The following is a 17,958-nucleotide window of genomic DNA, read 5'->3' on the forward strand; positions in this document are numbered from 1 at the left end:
TCAGCCCTTGGAATGCGGTTCGGGATTGGCGCCGGCCGGAATGCCCGCTCCACCCTTCTGAACGCCCATGACGGATTCGAGGATCGAATTCGGCAGCGGCAGCGGACGCTCGACGAAGCCGAGCACCGGCAGAATGATCAGGAAGTGGGCGAAGTAGTAGACCGTGCAGATCTGGGAGGCGATCACGTACCAGCCCTCAGCCGGGCGGGAACCCAGCCAGCCGAGCAGGAAGCACACGATCACGAAGATCCAGAAGAACTGCTTGTAGAGCGGGCGGTAGGCCGTGGAGCGCACCTTGGAGGTGTCGAGCCAGGGCATGAAGCACCAGATCACGATGGCCGCGCCCATGGCGATAACGCCGCCGAGCTTGTCGGGAATGGCGCGCAGGATCGCGTAGAACGGCAGGAAGTACCATTCCGGAACGATGTGCGCAGGCGTCACGGCCGGGTTCGCCGGGATGTAGTTGTCCGCATGGCCGAGATAGTTCGGCATGTAGAACACCCAATAGGCGAAGAAGATCATGAACACGACGACGGCGAAGACGTCCTTGATCGTCGCGTAGGGCGTGAAGGGAACCGCGTCCTTGCCCGACTTGATCGGAATGCCGGTCGGGTTGTTCTGGCCCGGCACGTGCAGCGCCCAGATGTGCAGGATCACGACGCCCGCGATCATGAAGGGCAGCAGGTAGTGGAGCGAGAAGAAGCGGTTCAGGGTCGGGTTGCCCACCGAGTAGCCGCCCCAGAGATAGCTCACGATGGTCTCGCCGACGACCGGGATCGCCGAGAAGAGGTTCGTGATCACGGTGGCGCCCCAGAAGGACATCTGGCCCCAGGGAAGCACGTAGCCCATGAAGGCGGTGGCCATCATCAGCAGGAAGATGATCACGCCGAGGATATAGAGAACCTCGCGGGGCGCCTTATAGGAGCCGTAGTAGAAGTTCCGGAAGATGTGCACGTAGACGGCGACGAAGAACATCGACGCGCCGTTGGCGTGCAGGTAGCGGATCAGCCAGCCGTAGTTCACGTCTCGCATGATGTGCTCGACGGACTGGAAGGCGAGACCCGCGTTCGGGGTGTAGTACATCGCCAGGAACACGCCGGTCACGATCTGCGCGGCGAGCATGAACACCAGGATGGCGCCGAAGGTCCAGAAATAGGTCAGGTTCCGCGGAACAGGGAACGCAATGAAGGACGAGTGAATGAGGCCTGCGATGGGCAAACGGCTCTCGAACCACTTACCGAAGGCGCTCTTGGGGACGTAGGTTGTGGGATGTGCGCTCATGGATATCGCCTGATCGTCGCTTTCAGTTACGCCGTGGCTTCTTGGCCGATCACGATTTTCGTGTCCGACGTGAAGGTATAGGGCGGAATCGGCAGGTTGATCGGCGCCGGGCCGCCGCGGACGCGCCCGGAGGTGTCGAAGATCGAGCCGTGGCAGGGGCAGAACCAGCCGTGATACTCACCCTGCTGGCCGAGCGGCACGCAGCCCAGATGGGTGCAGTTGCCGTAAACGATCAGCCACTGGGCCTTGCCCTCCTTCACGCGGGCCGAGTCCGGCTGCGGATCGCGCAGGGAGGCGACGTTCACGTCCTCTGCCGCCTTGATCTCCTCGGCCGTGCGGTGACGGATGAAGATCAGCTTGCCGCGCCAGAAGACCTTGACGATCTGCCCTTCGGCGATGGGGGTCAGATCCACCTCGACGGGTGCGCCGGCGGCCACCGTCGCCGCGTCGGGCGCCAGGGACTGCACGAAGGGCCATACCAGGGTGGCTCCGCCGACAACGGCAGCTGCGCCCGTGGCGATGTAGAGGAAATCGCGCCGTGTCGGCTCAGCGACATGAGTGGTGGTCTCGGCCACTTGGCTCTCCAGCATTGGTCAAAAAACGAGAACCGCGCATCGGCAATGCCTTGGGAACCAAGGCATTTGGCACACGAGGTCCACAATGGAACAAGCATGCGCGGCGACGCGCGCGCAATGCGACTGGGAGTCGCCGCGCGGTGGCTCTTTGGCACGGCCAAGCCCTGCTGTCCATAGCCGGATTGGAGTTGTTCCAGCCTGTGGCGCAAAATGCCGCCGTGGTTTCGCCCTCAACAGCTCCCTTGACGGCAGGGCCCGATGCCCCGATGACGGGCCCATGCCCCGTCTCGCCATCTACCAGCCGGACATCCCGCAGAATACCGGCACCATGCTGCGCCTCGCCGCCTGCCTCGGCGTGCCGGTGGAGATCATCGAACCCGCGGCCTTCGACGTGTCGGACCGGAACCTGCGCCGCTCCGGGATGGATTATCTCAACCGCGCGGCGATCACGCGGCACATCTCCTGGCGGACCTTCGAGGAATGGCGGCAGGACGCCAAGGGCCGATTGATCCTGACCACCACCAAGGGCGCCGTCCCCTACGCTAATTTCGCATACAGCCCCGACGACATCATCCTGGTCGGACGGGAATCCGCCGGCGTGCCGGAGGAGGTCCACCGGGCGGCCGATGCCCGGGTGGTCATTCCCATGCAGCCCGGCCTGCGCTCCCTCAACGTCGCCGTGACCGCCGCCATGATCCTCGGCGAGGCCCTGCGGCAGACGAACACGTTCCCGCAAGCCATTCTTCCAGAAACCTGAAGCGACATCATCATGACCGACAAAGCCGATATCGAGCGCCTGCAGACGGAGGCTCCCCGCTGGTTCGCCACCCTGCGCGACCGGATCTGCGCCGCGTTCGAAGCCCTGGAAGACGAGGTGACGGCCCCCCTCCCCCCGGAGGCCTCCGAGCCCGGCCGGTTCGAGCGCACGCCCTGGGAGCGCAAGGACCATAGCGGAGCCCCCGGCGGCGGGGGTGTCATGTCGATGATGCGCGGCCGCGTGTTCGAGAAGGTGGGCGTGCACGTCTCGACCGTCCATGGGGAATTGGCGCCGGAGTTCCGCGGTCAGATCCCGGGCTCCGAACAGGATCCGCGCTTCTGGGCCGGCGGCATCTCGCTGATCGCCCACCCCTGGAACCCCAATGTTCCGACGGTGCACATGAACACCCGCTTCGTGGTCACCACGAAGCCGTGGTTCGGCGGCGGGGCGGACCTCACGCCGGTGCTCGACCGGCGGCGGACCCAGGACGACCCGGACACCATTGCGTTTCACCAAGCCCTGGAAGAGGCCTGCCGAAGCCATGCGCCGGCGGGCTCCTACGAGAAGTACAAGGCGTGGTGCGACGAGTACTTCTTCCTCAAGCACCGCAACGAGCCGCGCGGCATCGGGGGCATCTTCTACGACTATCACTGGACCGGAAATCCGGACGAGGACCTGGCCTTCACCCGCCGAGTGGGCGAAGTCTTCCTCAAGGTCTATCCCGAGATCGTCCGGCGCAACGTCACCAAGGTCTGGACGGAAGAGGACCGCATCGAGCAGCAGGTGCGGCGCGGGCGCTATGTGGAGTTCAACCTGCTCTACGACCGGGGCACGATCTTCGGCCTGAAGACCGGCGGCAACATCGCGTCGATCCTCTCCTCCATGCCGCCGACAGTGAGGTGGCCCTAAACCCGCTCCAGCACTCGCTTCAGTAAGTCCCTGGCATATTGCTCATCCGTCCGGCAGCCCTCCGCCAGCCAGGCTTGGCGGGCCTGGGCGAGCAGCTGCCCGATCATGGGCCCCTTCGGAACACCGTTCCCGATCAGGTCGGCGCCCCGTAAGGGAAAGACCGGCACCGGCTCGGTGCCGACCCAGAACCGGGCGAGCGCCTCGCGGGCGTCGGCCTCGACGACCGGACGGGGCTCTCCGGCCGTGGCCGTCAGAACGACCCGGAGGGTGTCGAGATCATGGTCCGCCGCCAGACGCCGGATGGCGGCGGCGTCCAGGGGCGAGGCCCAGCTCTTGAGAAGGCACAGGAGCCTGCCATAGGCGGCGAGCTTCTTGTGCTCATCGTTGGAGAGCCGCAGGCGCTCTCGCAGCCGCTCCGCATCCTCCTCGATCATGACGGCGAGTGCGGCGAGCCGCCAGATCGAGACAGGATCGTCCCGATCGGAGGCAGCCTCCCGGGTGAAACGCCCGAACTCGGCCGCGCCGTCCAAGAGCCATGTGAGGAAACCGTGATCGGCCAGGAGGCGGATAGTGTCCTCCGCCCGGCGTGCGACGATGAGCTTGAGAAGCTCATGCCTGATCCGCTCCTTCGAGAGGATCGCCAGTCCCTGCCGCTCGGCTCCCGACGCGGCGAGGCCCTCCGGGTCCGGATCGCCCTGCGCGTATTCCGCGTGGAAGCGGAAGAACCGCATGATGCGCAGGTAATCCTCGCGGATACGGGTGTGTGCGTCTCCGATGAAGCGCACGCGCCGGGCCGCCAGATCGGTCACGCCGCCCGTATAGTCGTGGAGGCGCCCGTCGAGGCCGAGGGACAGGGCATTGATGGTGAAATCGCGACGGCGGGCATCGAGCCAGAAATCGCGGCCGAAATGCACGATTGCGTGCCGCCCGTTGGTTTCCACGTCCTCGCGCAGGGTCGTGATCTCGTAGGGCTCGCCCTCGACGACGACCGTGATCGTGCCGTGTTCGATCCCGGTCGGCACGGCCTTGAAGCCGGCGGCCTCCGCTCGGGCGATGATGGCGTCCGGCAGCAGGGTCGTGGTGCAATCCACCTCGGTGACGGGCCTGCCGAGAAGGGCGTTGCGCACGGCGCCGCCCACGATGCGCGTCTCCTGCGCATCGTCGTTGAAGACCTCCAGGAGGCGGCGCAGCGCCGGGCGCTCCAGAAGGCCGGCCAGGGCCTGTCGGTCGAGCATGTCCATCACTCGAAATGTCCCGGTATCACGCGCCCGTTCTCGACGCGGGTCGGCACATAGGTGCCTGTCCGGCGCTCGTCCACGAGGCCCGTGACGATCAGGGACAGGACCACGAAACCGAGACCCGCGATGGTGAGCCAGAGCGACTGGCTGCTCCAGTGCGACCACAGCAAGGGGTTGCGGCGGCGGATGACGAGATAGGAACCGAAGAGGACGAAGGGCAGAAAGAACAGAACCAATCCTTGAACAACTGCCCGCGTCATGAACCATAGAGCCTTTCGTACAGATTGCGGATGATGCCCGCCGTCACCCCCCAGATGTAGCGTCCCTCGTAGGGCATTGCATAGTAGCGGCGCACCCGGCCCTTCCATTCGCGGGAGTGCAACTCGTGGCGCGCGGGGTCCATGAGGAAGCAGAGCGGCACCTCGAAAGCCTCGGCAACCTCATCGGGGTTGAGGTTGAGGGTGTAGGAGGGGGACACCCGCGCCACCACCGGCATGACCAGATAATTCGTCGTGGACAAATAGGGGTCGAGATAGCCGAGCGGGCTGATGAAGCGGCTGTCGAGGCCGATTTCCTCCATGGCCTCGCGGCAGGCCGCCGCCAGGACGGAGACGTCCTCGGGATCGACCCGCCCGCCCGGAAAGGCGATCTGCCCGGAATGCTGGCGCAGCTGCGCGGAGCGCTCGGTGAGGAGCAGCATCGGCTCCTCGCGCATGACCACGGGCACGAGGACCGCAGCCGGCTTGGGCGTCAGGGGATGGGCCAGGGGCACATTGTCGATGGTGTGATCGCCGCGCGGATTGGCGACCGCCTCGTCGTGAGGCGGCGGCTCTTGCCGCAGCCGCTCGGCGGCCAGCGTCAGGAAATCGGGCGCGTCGTGGGGGGCAAGCCGCATCAGGGCGCGCCCAGTTCGTCGCTGGCAGCCATGGGGAAGAAGATGCCATTGGCGTTGATGCCGAAGGTGGCGACGCCTGCCACATCCTGCTCCTCGCCCATCGCGACGAGGTCGAGCGCAAGGGAACGGGTCACCAGGGCCCAGAGATCGCCTCGTACCTTAACGTAAGGCTTCACGCCGTCGCGGTCGTCCCGGTCGAAGCGCAGGGGATGGTCGGGTCCGACCTGAACGAGATCGTCCACATTCGTCCGAAAGGCGATCTGCCGGCTCTCGCCGTCGCCCTCCACGGCCATCTCGACCGCGAGGAACGGCGAATCCTCGACCATGATCCCGACCCGCTCGACCGGGGTGACGAGCACGTACCGCTCCGGGTCCTTGCGCAGGACGGTCGAGAACAGCTTCACGAGAGCCGGGCGGTTGATCGGCGTGCCCATGTAATGCCACGTCCCGTCGGCCGCGATGCGCATGTCGATCTCGCCGCAATAGGCCGGGTTCCAGCGCTCGACCGGCGGCGGGCCCTTGCGCTTGGATTCAGGGCCGAGCGCCTCGGCGAGACGGGCCAGGGCATTCCCGGGAATGGGGGCTGAATGTTCGGTCATGACGCAAGCGTGAACAGGAATCTTGAAAGGACGGATCGACGAACGGCCATCGATTGTTACTTGCTACAGCATAGGGCCCCCGGCGGTCCCGTCCACTCCGTTCCTCCCCATGATGCGGCGCAACGACCCTTGCATCTCGACATGGAACAAAGGCAGACTAACTACCGGGGGCAATTGCGAACGAGGAGAGTGACCTCATGACGGCCAGCATTGCTCAAGCGCCTACCGCATTGGACGACGCGATCATCCGCAACGCGGAGGCGACCCTTGAGACTGTGGGCCGCGCCCGGGAGGCCATTCACACGGTCATCTTCGGCCAGGAGGATGTGGTCGACCTGACCCTGATCACGCTTCTCGCCGGCGGCCACGGCCTGCTCGTGGGCGTTCCGGGCCTCGCCAAGACGAAGCTCGTGGAGACCCTCGGCACCGTGCTCGGGCTCGATGCCCGCCGCATCCAGTTCACGCCCGACCTGATGCCCTCCGACATCCTCGGCTCCGAGATCCTCGACGAGGGCGTCGACCGCCGCCGTTCGTTCCGTTTCGTGAAGGGTCCGGTCTTCGCCCAGCTGCTCATGGCCGACGAGATCAACCGCGCGAGCCCGCGCACCCAGTCGGCCCTGCTCCAGGCCATGCAGGAACATCAAGTTTCCGTGGGCGGCGAGCGGCACGACCTGCCCCAACCGTTCCACGTGCTCGCGACTCAGAACCCCATCGAGCAGGAAGGCACCTATCCCCTGCCCGAGGCCCAGCTCGACCGCTTCCTGCTCGAGATCGACGTGGGCTATCCAACCCGCGACGCCGAGCGGCGCATCCTGATCGAGACCACGGGCGCCGACGAGCACAAGCCCCAGGCCGTCATGAATGCCGAGGCGCTCATGAACGCGCAGCGGCTCGTCCGTCGCCTGCCGGTCGGAGAGAGCGTCGTCGATGCGATCCTCGACCTCGTCCGCTCGGCCCGCCCGGAAGGCGAGGCCGTCGACGGCGTGACCGACAGGATTCTGTGGGGCCCCGGCCCCCGCGCCAGCCAGGCCCTGATGCTGGCGGTGCGCGCCCGCGCGCTGATCGAGGGCCGCGTGGCGCCCTCCATCGCCGACGTGGTGGCACTCGCCGAACCCGTGCTCAAACACCGCATGGCACTGACCTTCTCCGCCCGGGCCGACGGGGAAACGATCAAGAGCGTCGTCGGCCGGCTCACCTCGCGGCTTGCAGGCTAGGATCACATCATGGCCCGCGTCCGGGTCCTTCCCGAAAGCGCCCGCTCGCCGGGGCGCAGCGAAACGGAGAGCGCGCTCGCCCTGGCTGGGCGAATGCCGCATCTCGTGCTCGAGGCCCGGCGCGTGGCCGCGAACCTCGCGCACGGCATCCACGGCCGCCGTCGCTCCGGGACGGGAGAAACCTTCTGGCAGTTCCGCCCCTTCGTGACCGGAGAAGCGGCGCAGCGCATCGACTGGCGGCGCTCGGCCCGGGACGACCGGCTGTACGTGCGCGAGCGGGAATGGGAGACGGCCCAGACCATGTGGTTCTGGATCGACCGCTCCGCCTCCATGGGCTTCGTCTCCGACCTGGCCCAGGCGCCCAAGATCGAACGCGCCATCGTGCTCGGCCTCGCGCTCGCGGATTGCTTCGTCGAAGCCGGCGAGCGGGTCGGCATGCTGGGCCTGATGCCGCCGCGCGCCACCCGGCGCATCGCGGAGGCCATGGCCCAGACCCTGGTGGCCGACCGCTCCGCCCTGGAGGAGGACCTGCCGCCGCAGGCGCCCGTGGCGCCGCAGCACGAGGCCTTGCTGATCAGCGATTTCCTGTCGCCCCTGCGCGACATCACCGCCATGGTCGAGGCCATCTCGTCGCGCGGGGCGCGGGGCCACCTTGTGATGATCGTCGATCCCGTCGAGGAGACGTTCCCGTTCCAGGGGCAGGCGGTCCTGCACGATCTCGAGGACGGACTTTCCCTGCGCATCGGCGATGCGGTCTCCTGGGGCAAAGCCTATCGCCTGCGGATCGAGCAGCATCGGGAGGAGTTGCAGGCGCTTGCACGCCGCCGGGGCTGGACCCTGACGATCCATCGCACCGACCGCCCCGCCAGCGAGGCCGCCTTGCGCATCATGACCCTGGTGTCGACGTCGCGCGGCGCCGGTCCGGGAGGACGATAGGCGATGTTCGGCCTTCCCCTCACCTTCACCGTTCCCCTGGTCCTGACGGCCCTCGCGGCCCTGCCGGCGATCTGGCTGCTGCTGCGCATCACGCCGCCGCAGCCGAGGCGCGTGGATTTCCCGCCGCTCAAGATCCTGGCCGACCTGCGGCCCGAGCAGGAACTGCCCGCGCGCACGCCCTGGTGGCTCCTGCTCCTGCGGCTGCTGCTCGCCGCGTTCCTGATCCTCGCGGCGTCCGGGCCGATCTGGAACCCGCTGGCGGAGGACAACAACCGCTCGCCGCTCCTGATGGTCCTCGACAACGGCTTCGCCGCCGCGCACGACTGGCGCGAGCGCATGAACCTCGCCTCCGAGCGCATCGAGGCGGCGGGACGCGACGGGCGCACCGTCGCGCTCGTGGCGACCGCGGAGGCGCCCGCCGCCATCGAGCCCACGAGCCCGGCCACGGCCCTGGAGCGGCTGCGGTCCCTCAAGCCCCTGCCCCATCTGCAGGACCGGCAGGCCCATCTCGACGCCATCAGGCGCTTCCTGGAATCCACGCCCGAGGCCCATATCGTCTGGATCAGCGACGGGGTCGCGGGCGTTGACGGTCAGGGCTTCATCGACGGCTTGGCGCAGATGGCGAACGGGCAGCGGATCACCGTTCTGAAAGCGGAGCGCGCTCCCGCCCTCGCCGTCGCCGGCGCGGAGAATGCCGGCGGCCAGCTCAATGTCAGGATCGTGCGGCCCGAGCCGAACGGACGCGATGCCGGGACCGTGCGGGCCCTCGACCTGAAGAGCCTGCCGCTTGCCGACATGCGCTATTCCTTCGATCCGAACGCCACCGAGACGAGCGTCGCGTTCGATCTGCCCACCGAGATCCGCAACGCCATCGCGCGCATCGAGATCCTCGGCGAGGGTTCCGCCGGCGCCGTGCATCTCCTCGACGAGCGCGGCAAGCGCCGCCGCGTCGGCCTCGTTTTCGGCGGAACCTCCGACCAGGCCCAGCCGCTTCTCTCGCCGCTCTACTACATCGAGCGCGCGCTTGCGCCCTATTCGGAGATCCGCAACGGCCGCGGCGCGGTGGCCGACGCGGTGAACCAGCTCATCGACGAGCAGGTCTCCGTGCTCGTGCTCGCCGATGTGGGCGGCCTCGACCAGGAAACCCTCGGCAAGGTCACGGCCTTCGTCGAGCGGGGCGGCATGCTGCTGCGCTTCGCGGGCTCAAGGCTTGCGGCCGGCAACGACGACCTCGTGCCGGTGCGCCTGCGCCGGGGCGGCCGCAGCCTCGGCGGCACCCTCTCCTGGGACACGCCCAAGACCTTCGCGCCCTTCACCCGCGAGAGCCCCTATTTCGGCCTTCCGGTGCCGGAGGAGATCGGCATCCGCCGCCAGATCCTCGCGGAGCCGGACGGCGACCTGCCGGCGAAGACCTGGGCGTCGCTCGCCGACGGTACGCCCATCGTAACGGCGGACCGGCGCGGCGACGGCCTGATCGTGCTCTTCCACGTCACCGCCGACACAACCTGGTCGAACCTGCCCCTGTCGGGCCTCTTCGTCGACATGCTGCGCCGGACCACGGCCCTCGCGGGCGCGCCGGGCGACGTGAATGCGGAAGCCCGCAACGCGGAGAACGAGACTGTGGCCCCACGCCTGACTCTCGACGGATACGGCCTCTACACCTCGCCCCCGGCGACGGCCCGTGCCATTCCGCGCACCTATGCCGCGCGCGCCAACGGCGAGCACCCGCCGGGCTTCTACGGGCCGGTGGATTCGAACCTCGCGGTGAATGCGCTCCTGACGGGCGACAGGCTGGCGCCGCTCGATTACGCGCCGCTCAACGCACGAGTCGCCCCGCTCGCCGGAGCCCAGACCATCGACCTGCGCATGCCGCTCTTCATGCTCGCCCTGGCACTCCTCCTGATCGACACCCTCGCGTCCCTGTGGCTCGGCGGCCATCTGTCGAACCTGACCGGCCGCCTGCGCCGGGCCGGCGCGACGGCGGCCCTCGTCCTGGGCGCGATCCTGCTTCTCAACCCGGCCTCCGACGCGAACGCGCAGGACCGCCGGTCCTCCATGACGATGGAGAGCAGCAATCCGGCCCTCGTGACGCGCTTGGCCTATGTCATCACCGGCGACCCGCAGGTCGACGACACCAGCAAGGCGGGCCTGGCGGGCCTGACCCAGGTGCTGAGCCAGCGCACGGCGCTGTCGCCCGGCGAGCCTATCGGCATCGATCTCTCGCGGGACGAGGTCGCCTTCTATCCGCTGATCTACTGGCCCATCGTGGCCTCGCGGCCGATGCCGTCGGAAGCCGCGATCCGGCGGCTCGACGCCTTCATGAAGGGCGGCGGCACGGTGATCTTCGACACCCGCGATGCCTTCGGCAACCGCCCTGACGGCGCCCCCACGGCGGAGGGGCAATACCTGCGCCGGATGCTGACGAGCCTGGACATTCCCGAGCTGGAGCCCGTGCCGTCCGACCACGTGCTCACCAAGACCTTCTACATCCTCGACAGCTTCCCCGGCCGCTACGCCACGGGCCAGACCTGGGTCGAGGCCCTGCCGCCCGTCCCCGAGGGCGAAGCGAGCCGCCCCGCCCGCTCGGGTGACGGCGTGTCGCCGATCATCATCACATCCAACGATCTCGCCGCCGCCTGGGCCGTGGGCCAGCGGGGCGAGTGGCTCTTTCCGGTCGTCGGCAGCGACCAGCGCCAGCGGGAATTCTCGTATCGCAGTGGCGTGAACATCGTCATGTACGCGCTGACCGGCAACTACAAGGCCGATCAGGTCCACGTGCCGGCCCTGCTCGAACGCCTCGGGCAGTAGGGGGATCATCGTTGCTTTCCATCGGCTTCTCCCCCCTCGTCCCGGCTTACGCCCTCTGGGCCCTCGGCGCGGTCGTGGTCCTGCTGTCGCTCCTCGCGCTGTTGTCGCGTGGCCCCGTGGCAATCCTGCGGGCCGTGGCCCTCGGGCTCGTCCTCCTCGCCCTCGCCAACCCGGCGCTCGTGCAGGAGGACCGGGAGAAGGTGAAGGACATCGTCGCGGTGGTCATGGACCGCTCGACCTCCCAAACCCTCGGCGACCGGCCCGCCATGACCGACCGGGTCAGGGCCGAGCTGGAGCGCCGCTTCGGCTCGCTCGCCGACGTGGAACCCCGCTTCATCGAGGCCGACGACGGCAACGGCGACGACGGCACGCGCCTGTTCACCGCCCTGTCGAACGGTTTGGCCGACGTGCCGCCGGACCGGCTCGCGGGGGTCATCTTCGTCACCGACGGTGTGGTGCACGACATCCCGTCCTCCGTGGAAGGCCTCGGCTTCAAGGCGCCGCTCCATGCCCTCATCACCGGCCGGCCGGACGAGCGCGACCGGCAGATCAAGCTCCTGGAAGCCCCGCGCTTCGGCATCGTCGGCAAGGACCAGACCATTCGGGCGCAGATCATGGAGCGCGGCGGCACAGGCTCGGCTCTCGTGACCGTGCGGCGCGACGGGCAGGTCCTCACCCGCCAGCAGGTGCCGGCCGACACGCCCTTCTCCCTCGACGTGCGCATCGAGCATGGCGGCACCAACGTGGTCGAGCTCGAAGTGGAAGGCCTGCCGGACGAGCTGACCCAGGCCAACAACCGGGCGGTCGTGCCCATCGAGGGCATCCGCGAGAAGCTGCGCGTGCTGCTGGTCTCGGGCGAGCCCCATGCGGGCGAGCGGACCTGGCGCAACCTGCTGAAATCCGACGCCAACGTGGACCTCGTCCACTTCACCATCCTGCGCCCGCCGGAGAAGCAGGACGGCACGCCGATCAACGAGCTGTCGCTGATCGCCTTCCCGACCCGCGAGCTGTTCCAGCAGAAGATCAAGGAATTCGACCTGATCATCTTCGACCGGTACGCCAACCAGAGCATCCTGCCCTCCAGCTATTTCGAGAACATCGTGCGCTACGTGCGCGAGGGCGGGGCGATCCTGGTGGCGGCGGGGCCGGAATTCGCCAGCTACGGCAGCCTCGCGCAGACGAGGCTCGCACCGATCATCCCGGGCCAGCCCAACGGCAGCATCGTCGAGCAGCCCTACAAGGCGCACATCACCGAGACAGGCGACCGCCATCCAGTCACCCGCGATCTGCCGGGATCCGAGCAATCGCCGCCAGCCTGGGGCGAGTGGCTGCGCATCATCGGCTCGCAGGTGCAGTCCGGCGACACCCTCATGTCGGGCGCCAACGACCTGCCGCTCCTCGTGCTGCGCCGGGAGGAAAAGGGGCGCGTGGCGCTGCTGCTCTCCGACCATGCCTGGCTCTGGGCGCGGGGCTACCAGGAGGGCGGGCCGCATCTCGACCTGCTGCGCCGCCTCGCCCATTGGCTCATGAAGGAGCCTGCTCTCGAGGAAGAGGCCCTGCGCGCCAGCGCGCAGGGGCGCGAGATCCGCATCGAACGCCAGACCATGGCGGAGACCGCCGATCCCGTGACCCTCACGGCGCCGAGCGGCCAGGAGAGCAGCATTCCGCTCACCGAGAGCCGTCCCGGCCTCTTCACCGCCCAGGTGGAAAGCCGCGAGCTCGGCCTGCACACGCTCCGCTCGGGCGACCTCGTCGCCTTCGTGAGCATAGGGCCGGCCAATCCGCGCGAGCTGATGGACGTGTTCAGCAATACGGAGGCGTTAGGGCCGATCGCGGAGGCGACGGGCGGATCGGTCAGGCGGGTCGCCATGGCGGGCGATCAGGGCATCACGGTGCCGCGCATCCTGGCGGTGCATTCCGGCACCCGCCTGTCGGGCGGCGACTGGATCGGGATCAGGCCCAGCGACAGCGCCATCGTCCGTGGCGTCTCGGTCTTCCCCATGGCCCTCGGCTTCGTCGGCCTGGTGCTCCTGATCGGCTCGACACTTGCGGCGTGGCTGATCGAGGGGCGGCGCAGGACCTGATCAAGCGCCCTCGGGCAGCGGGCTCACCAGCCCCTTCACGCCGGCCATCGCGCCTTCCACCAGTTCCAGTGCCAGGAAGCGCGCCGGATTGACCGGGCCGGGGAGCTGCAATTGCTGCGGCGGAATGCGCTTGAAGCCGAAGCGGCTGTAATAGGGCTCGTCGCCCACGAGCAGCACCAGGGTATGGCCCTTGGCCTTGGCGGCATCGAGGGAGCGGCGCATCAGGGCTGCGCCGATGCCGCGGCTCTCGAAGGCCGGCTCGACCGTGAGCGGGCCGAGCATCAGGGCCGGCACCTCGCCGGCCTTCACCGGCGTCATGCGCACCGAGCCGACGAGCAGCGTACCGACCATGGCCGTGAAGGACAGGTCGAGCCGGTGGGACGCCCCTTCCCTCAGGCGCGAGGCGGTGCGGGCATAGCGTCCCGGGCCGAAAGCGCGCTCGTGCAGGCGCTCGATGGCCTCGGAATCGATGGGTTGTTCAGTGCGGATCAGGAGCGAAAGCTCGGTCATGACGGACTCGGGACGAGAATACGGGAATGGCGGCTGACGGAATCTCAGCCCTGTCGTCGTCGCAAGATCCGGGTGATGGTCATGAGCTCGGCGTTTCCTCAGGCGTTTTAGGCCATAGCAGCGTCGGGAACGCGGCGCAAACCCTCTCTCACCAGTTCACGGAAGCAGGCCGACCGTTGAGGATCTCGGCCAAGCGCGCGCGGGTGGCGACGGTCGTTCCCTCGGGCAGCCCGTCGAGGGGGAAGAAGCCCGCCTCGGCGATCTCCCGGTCCGGCTGCTTCACCTCGACGACCGTGAAACGCCGGATCACATAGACCAGCACGTGATCGCGCCGGGAGATCCTGCGGTTGAAGTAGATTCCGAACAGGTCGGGCGTCCCGTCGAGCGTGATGCAGGCCTCCTCCCGGAGCTCGCGGCCGAGCGCTTCGAGAGCCGTCTCGCCGGTCTCGACCCCTCCCCCGGGCAGGTGCCAGCCGGGCACATAGGTGTGCCGGATGAGGAAGACCCGGTTGCTTTCGTCGAGAACCGCGCCGCGTACCCCCAGCGTCAGGCCGCGGGAGAAGCGCCAATAGGTATGAAGGCCCCAGGAGACGAAACGCGATGCCCCACGGGCCGGATGAGAGTCAGACATCGAACCATCAAACCATAACAAGATTACGGAAGGATGAATGTAGTCATTCATCAATTGCATAGCTGTTCCGGCAATTCGGCACGTGACGTGCCTTATACGAAGGTCTAAGACAGCGTCAACCAAAGGTGTTCCAATGTTTCTCGCGCTGATCCTGTCCCGTCTCAACCGTTCCGCCCGCTTCTCCTGGTCCCCGGCCCTCAACCTCGAGGACCGCTCGATCTACTCGACCCTGATCCCGGGCGCCCAGTACTGAGATTAACGTCTGCCCTTCCTGCCTTCGCAGAAGGGCTTGGCGAAGGACCATTCTCCTGTTTAGAATATTTCTAAACAGGAGCGACCATGAAGTCTCTGTCCGAACTCTCCGAGCGCGAAGTCATCGCGCTCGCCATCGCCAACGAAGAGGAAGATTCGCGGATCTACCAGGATTTCGCGGACCGCCTCCGGGTCGATTTCCCCGCCTCGTCTGACATCTTCAACGACATGGCCGAGGAAGAGCGGGCCCATCGCAATTCCCTCTACGATTTCTACCGCTCCCGCTTCGGCGAGCATCTTCCGCCCATCCGCCGGGAGGACGTGCGCGGCTTCCTGAAGCGCCGGGCCGTCTGGTGGAGCCCCCATCTCGACCTCGATCGCATGCGCCGCGAGGCGGAGGTCATGGAGCTGCAGGCGGCGAGTTTCTACGAAAAGGCCGCCCAGCAGACCCTCGACGTGTCCGTCCGGGAGCTGTTCACCAAGCTCGCGGAGGTCGAGCGCGGCCATGAGCGCAAGGCGAGCGAGCTGCACGCCGCTCACCTGACCGAAAACGCGGAAGCCGCCGAGGAGCACGCCCGCCGCAGGCTCTTCGTGCTGCAATACGTCCAGCCGGGCTTGGCCGGTCTCATCGACGGCTCGGTCTCGACCCTCGCCCCCCTGTTCGCGGCCGCCTTCGCCACCCAGAACAACTGGGAGACCTTCCTCGTCGGCCTCGCGGCCTCGGTCGGCGCGGGCATCAGCATGGGCCTGACGGAAGCGCTGTCCGACGACGGCGAGATCACGGGCCGCGGCTCCCCCTGGCTGCGCGGCCTGATCTGCGGCGTCATGACGGCGGCCGGCGGCCTCGGCCACACCCTGCCCTATCTCGTACCGGATTCCTGGCCCAACGCCTTCCTGCTCGCCACCAGCATCGCGGCCGTGGTCGTGGCGGTCGAGCTCGTGGCGATCTCGTGGATCCGGACGCGCTACATGGAGACGCCGTTCTGGAGCGCGACCATGCAGGTCGTCTTCGGCGGCGTTCTGGTGCTTCTCGCCGGTATCTTCATCGGCAGCGCTTGACGCACGGGACCAGGCGCGCGAACTCTCGCTTCCGCTCGCATCAACCCGGCCGCCATGTTCCGCATCGCTCACCTGACCGACCCCCATGTGGGACCCCTTCCCCGGCCGCGCCTCAAGCAGCTCCTGAGCAAGCGCCTGACCGGCTGGTACAACTGGCACCGCAGCCGGCAGGACCTGCACGACATGGAGCTCCTGGCGGAGCTCGTAGCCGACATCCATGCGCAGAAGCCCGACCACATCACCTGTACGGGCGACACCTGCAACATCGGCCTGCCGGAGGAATGGAAGACGTCCCGCGTCTTCCTGGAAGGCCTGGGCGATCCGTCCCGCGTCACCTTCGTGCCGGGCAACCACGACGCCTATGTCCGCGGTTCGCTCGAAGGTCTGATGCGGGAGGTCGCGCCCTGGACCCGGGGCGACGACGGCCGCGAGGGCACCTTCCCGTACCTGCGCCGCTATGGCCCGATCGCCATCGTGGGCCTGTCCTCCGCAATCCCGACCCTGCCCTTCGTGGCGAGCGGCCGGGTGGGATCCAGGCAGATGAAGGCCGTCGAGGACATTCTCGGGGAGCTGGGGCGCGATCCGGGCTGCTTCCGGGTCGTGCTGATCCACCACCCGCCCCATGTGGGCGGCGCCGAGGCGGGGCGAAACCTCACCGATGCGCGGCGCTTCGAGAAGATGCTGTGCCGGGTCGGCGCGGAACTCGTGCTGCACGGGCACAACCACGTGGGCTCCCTCGCCCATCTCGACGGGCCGCGCGGCCCCATTCCGGTGATCGGCGCGCCTTCGGCCTCCGCCCGCGGTGGAACCCTGACCCATACGGCCGGCTATCATCTCTTCACCATCGGGCACGACGAGACGGGCTTTCTCCTCACGGCCGAACTTCGGGGGTTGAGGCCCGACGGGACGGTCGGCGGCATGGGCATGCTCTCGCTCGCACGCATTCGCAAGCCGACGGACAAGCTTTGATCCGTCGCTTCGGCCAAGCTTTGCCATTTTCCAAGATTACTGCAGTGCCGCTTGAGGGCGCCTGCCCAGTATAAACCTGGACTGTACTGCGCTCTTCAAGGCCTCCATTCCGTACGAGGCGCGCATAATCAGGCCGACTGGCAATATATCCTTAGCTTTTCTGGAACCGCTCCGATCGCACTCCGTTGAACGGATGCAGCAGCCACCCATGAGTTTCGCAAGCCTGCTCGGCTTCGCACGGTGTTCTGCGATCCCGACAACAGGAGTTTTCCCTGATGAAGAAGTATCTTCCTCTCGCAGCCTTGCTCGCATCCGTCGCGGCCGTTCCGGCCTCGGCTCAGGTCATGGACAGCCAGACCTACCGCACGATGGCGGCTCAATCGGATGCCTTCGAGATCGCCTCGAGCCAGCTTGCCCTCGAGCGCTCGCGCAGTCCCGTGGTGCGCCGCTATGCCGAGACCATGATCCGGGATCATGGGATGACCAGTCAGGCCCTGAACGGCGGCCGCCCGGTCTATTCCGCGTCCGGTGAGTTCCTCGGCGGGACCGTGGGCGGCACGCTCGCGGGCGCCGGCATCGGCGCCCTGGTGGGCGGCCCGGTGGGGGCTGCCGTAGGCGCAGGCGTCGGCGCGACGGCTGGCGCCACGGCCGGTGCAGCGACGAGCGGCGCTCCGGCAACAGCCGGAGGCACTGCCACCGGCGCTCTGGCCGGTGCGGGCGTCGGCGCCCTGGTGGGCGGCCCGGTCGGCGCGGCCGTCGGGGCTGGCGTCGGAGCAACCACGGGCGCTGCGGCGGGACGTACCGCCGACGTGCAGGCGACCGGTTCCGTGAGCCCGGTCCGCCTCGGCGTTCCGCTTTCGCCGGACAAGATGGCCATGCTGAACCAGCTCGCCTCGACATCGGGCCCGCAATTCGACCGCCTCTACGGCCAGGCCCAGCGCATGGCGCACCAGGAAGCCCTGGCCCTGCATTCGGGCTACGCCCAGGCCGGCAACGATCCGGCGCTGCGCCAGTTCGCGGCCTCGGTGGTTCCGCACCTGGAGCACCACGCGGCCGACGCCCAGCGTCTCCCGGGCGGCGCGGTCCGCCGCCGCTAAGGGGGGCTTCGCGGCGGGCCCTCAGGGCCCGCCGTTTCCATGTTCGCCGAAAGGGCTATCCGCATCCCGGCCGCGGCGGGTTGCGGTACCCCTTCGAAAGTGTAGGAAGGAGGCAGCAGGTCCCTGCTTTCGGGCCTTGTCCCA

17 protein-coding genes are annotated in these 17,958 nt (G+C 67.9%); 9 read left to right on the plus strand and 8 right to left on the minus strand.

Annotated elements, in window-relative coordinates:
* Together OC446_RS06185 and petA are read right to left on the minus strand one after the other, a co-directional pair.
* A complete protein-coding gene (locus tag OC446_RS06185) occupies positions 1-1,281 on the minus strand; it encodes a cytochrome b (protein ID WP_181051746.1) in 1,281 nt (426 codons plus the stop codon).
* A gap of 26 nt (positions 1,282-1,307) precedes the next feature.
* Positions 1,308-1,871 (minus strand): ubiquinol-cytochrome c reductase iron-sulfur subunit, encoded by a 564-nt coding sequence (gene petA, locus OC446_RS06190; RefSeq protein WP_262028178.1) that lies wholly within the window; start codon positions 1,869-1,871, stop codon positions 1,308-1,310.
* Between the two features lie 262 nt (positions 1,872-2,133).
* Here petA and OC446_RS06195 point away from each other — a divergent pair, with 262 nt between their 5' ends.
* Both OC446_RS06195 and hemF read left to right on the plus strand, forming a co-directional pair.
* On the plus strand, positions 2,134-2,613 hold the full coding sequence (locus tag OC446_RS06195; protein WP_262028179.1) for a tRNA (cytidine(34)-2'-O)-methyltransferase: 480 nt from the start codon (positions 2,134-2,136) through the stop codon (positions 2,611-2,613).
* A 12-nt stretch (positions 2,614-2,625) separates the two neighbouring features.
* Positions 2,626-3,522: an oxygen-dependent coproporphyrinogen oxidase gene (hemF, locus tag OC446_RS06200; RefSeq protein WP_262028180.1), complete on the plus strand. Its 897-nt coding sequence runs from the start codon at positions 2,626-2,628 to the stop codon at positions 3,520-3,522.
* Here hemF and OC446_RS06205 read toward each other — a convergent pair.
* The 4 genes from OC446_RS06205 to OC446_RS06220 are packed head-to-tail and all read right to left on the minus strand — an operon-like array spanning position 3,519 to position 6,254.
* The gene (locus OC446_RS06205) at positions 3,519-4,763 is read right to left on the minus strand and encodes a CCA tRNA nucleotidyltransferase (RefSeq protein ID WP_410055021.1); all 1,245 of its coding nucleotides are present in this window, start codon (positions 4,761-4,763) and stop codon (positions 3,519-3,521) included. The genes hemF and OC446_RS06205 overlap by 4 nt on opposite strands.
* Positions 4,763-5,020: a DUF6111 family protein gene (locus tag OC446_RS06210; protein ID WP_262028182.1), complete on the minus strand. Its 258-nt coding sequence runs from the start codon at positions 5,018-5,020 to the stop codon at positions 4,763-4,765. Before OC446_RS06210 ends, OC446_RS06205 begins: the two co-directional genes overlap by 1 nt.
* Positions 5,017-5,655, minus strand: coding sequence for a CoA pyrophosphatase (locus tag OC446_RS06215; RefSeq protein ID WP_262028183.1), 639 nt, complete (start codon positions 5,653-5,655; stop codon positions 5,017-5,019). The genes OC446_RS06210 and OC446_RS06215 overlap by 4 nt, the downstream gene beginning before the upstream one ends.
* Complete coding sequence (locus OC446_RS06220; RefSeq protein ID WP_262028184.1) at positions 5,655-6,254, minus strand: DUF1285 domain-containing protein; 600 nt, start codon at positions 6,252-6,254, stop codon at positions 5,655-5,657. Before OC446_RS06220 ends, OC446_RS06215 begins: the two co-directional genes overlap by 1 nt.
* A 197-nt stretch (positions 6,255-6,451) precedes the next feature.
* On the opposite strand from OC446_RS06220, the gene OC446_RS06225 reads away from it, so the two are divergent.
* The 4 genes from OC446_RS06225 to OC446_RS06240 are packed head-to-tail and all read left to right on the plus strand — an operon-like array spanning position 6,452 to position 13,296.
* On the plus strand, positions 6,452-7,468 hold the full coding sequence (locus tag OC446_RS06225; RefSeq protein WP_262028185.1) for an AAA family ATPase: 1,017 nt from the start codon (positions 6,452-6,454) through the stop codon (positions 7,466-7,468).
* Between the two features lie 9 nt (positions 7,469-7,477).
* Positions 7,478-8,404 carry a DUF58 domain-containing protein gene (locus tag OC446_RS06230; protein WP_262028186.1) on the plus strand — a complete coding sequence of 309 codons (927 nt, stop codon included), beginning with the start codon at positions 7,478-7,480 and terminating at the stop codon, positions 8,402-8,404.
* A gap of 3 nt (positions 8,405-8,407) precedes the next feature.
* Positions 8,408-11,212 carry a DUF4159 domain-containing protein gene (locus OC446_RS06235; protein ID WP_262028187.1) on the plus strand — a complete coding sequence of 935 codons (2,805 nt, stop codon included), beginning with the start codon at positions 8,408-8,410 and terminating at the stop codon, positions 11,210-11,212.
* 11 nt (positions 11,213-11,223) lie between these two features.
* Positions 11,224-13,296 carry a hypothetical protein gene (locus tag OC446_RS06240; RefSeq protein ID WP_262028188.1) on the plus strand — a complete coding sequence of 691 codons (2,073 nt, stop codon included), beginning with the start codon at positions 11,224-11,226 and terminating at the stop codon, positions 13,294-13,296.
* Here the strand turns inward: OC446_RS06240 and OC446_RS06245 are convergent, their stop codons facing one another.
* Together OC446_RS06245 and OC446_RS06250 are read right to left on the minus strand one after the other, a co-directional pair.
* Positions 13,297-13,806: a GNAT family N-acetyltransferase gene (locus tag OC446_RS06245; RefSeq protein ID WP_262028189.1), complete on the minus strand. Its 510-nt coding sequence runs from the start codon at positions 13,804-13,806 to the stop codon at positions 13,297-13,299. It lies immediately after the preceding gene.
* A 148-nt stretch (positions 13,807-13,954) separates the two neighbouring features.
* Positions 13,955-14,437 carry an NUDIX domain-containing protein gene (locus tag OC446_RS06250; RefSeq protein WP_262028190.1) on the minus strand — a complete coding sequence of 161 codons (483 nt, stop codon included), beginning with the start codon at positions 14,435-14,437 and terminating at the stop codon, positions 13,955-13,957.
* A gap of 339 nt (positions 14,438-14,776) precedes the next feature.
* On the opposite strand from OC446_RS06250, the gene mbfA reads away from it, so the two are divergent.
* From mbfA to OC446_RS06265, 3 genes are all read left to right on the plus strand, one after another.
* A complete protein-coding gene (gene mbfA, locus OC446_RS06255) occupies positions 14,777-15,748 on the plus strand; it encodes an iron exporter MbfA (RefSeq protein ID WP_262028191.1) in 972 nt (323 codons plus the stop codon).
* A 54-nt stretch (positions 15,749-15,802) separates the two neighbouring features.
* Positions 15,803-16,717, plus strand: a complete 915-nt coding sequence (locus OC446_RS06260) for a metallophosphoesterase family protein (protein WP_262028192.1) — start codon at positions 15,803-15,805, stop codon at positions 16,715-16,717.
* Between the two features lie 275 nt (positions 16,718-16,992).
* Positions 16,993-17,814: a DUF4142 domain-containing protein gene (locus OC446_RS06265; protein ID WP_262028193.1), complete on the plus strand. Its 822-nt coding sequence runs from the start codon at positions 16,993-16,995 to the stop codon at positions 17,812-17,814.
* Positions 17,815-17,958: the final 144 nt, after the last annotated feature.

It is taken from the genome of Microvirga sp. Mcv34 (assembly GCF_024519725.1).
In the GTDB taxonomy this organism is placed as follows: Bacteria; Pseudomonadota; Alphaproteobacteria; order Rhizobiales; family Beijerinckiaceae; genus Microvirga.

Bases quoted from the DNA above. Each gene is read 5' to 3' on its own strand.
- OC446_RS06205 (WP_410055021.1), bottom strand. From the start codon at position 4,763: ATGGACATGCTCGACCGACAGGCCCTGGCCGGCCTTCTGGAGCGCCCG.
- mbfA (WP_262028191.1), top strand. From the start codon at position 14,777: ATGAAGTCTCTGTCCGAACTCTCCGAGCGCGAAGTCATCGCGCTCGCC.
- OC446_RS06250 (WP_262028190.1), bottom strand. From the start codon at position 14,437: ATGTCTGACTCTCATCCGGCCCGTGGGGCATCGCGTTTCGTCTCCTGG.
- OC446_RS06195 (WP_262028179.1), top strand. From the start codon at position 2,134: ATGCCCCGTCTCGCCATCTACCAGCCGGACATCCCGCAGAATACCGGC.
- OC446_RS06230 (WP_262028186.1), top strand. From the start codon at position 7,478: ATGGCCCGCGTCCGGGTCCTTCCCGAAAGCGCCCGCTCGCCGGGGCGC.
- OC446_RS06220 (WP_262028184.1), bottom strand. From the start codon at position 6,254: ATGACCGAACATTCAGCCCCCATTCCCGGGAATGCCCTGGCCCGTCTC.
- OC446_RS06185 (WP_181051746.1), bottom strand. From the start codon at position 1,281: ATGAGCGCACATCCCACAACCTACGTCCCCAAGAGCGCCTTCGGTAAG.
- OC446_RS06225 (WP_262028185.1), top strand. From the start codon at position 6,452: ATGACGGCCAGCATTGCTCAAGCGCCTACCGCATTGGACGACGCGATC.
- petA (WP_262028178.1), bottom strand. From the start codon at position 1,871: ATGCTGGAGAGCCAAGTGGCCGAGACCACCACTCATGTCGCTGAGCCG.
- OC446_RS06245 (WP_262028189.1), bottom strand. From the start codon at position 13,806: ATGACCGAGCTTTCGCTCCTGATCCGCACTGAACAACCCATCGATTCC.
- OC446_RS06235 (WP_262028187.1), top strand. From the start codon at position 8,408: ATGTTCGGCCTTCCCCTCACCTTCACCGTTCCCCTGGTCCTGACGGCC.
- OC446_RS06260 (WP_262028192.1), top strand. From the start codon at position 15,803: ATGTTCCGCATCGCTCACCTGACCGACCCCCATGTGGGACCCCTTCCC.
- OC446_RS06265 (WP_262028193.1), top strand. From the start codon at position 16,993: ATGAAGAAGTATCTTCCTCTCGCAGCCTTGCTCGCATCCGTCGCGGCC.
- hemF (WP_262028180.1), top strand. From the start codon at position 2,626: ATGACCGACAAAGCCGATATCGAGCGCCTGCAGACGGAGGCTCCCCGC.
- OC446_RS06210 (WP_262028182.1), bottom strand. From the start codon at position 5,020: ATGACGCGGGCAGTTGTTCAAGGATTGGTTCTGTTCTTTCTGCCCTTC.
- OC446_RS06215 (WP_262028183.1), bottom strand. From the start codon at position 5,655: ATGCGGCTTGCCCCCCACGACGCGCCCGATTTCCTGACGCTGGCCGCC.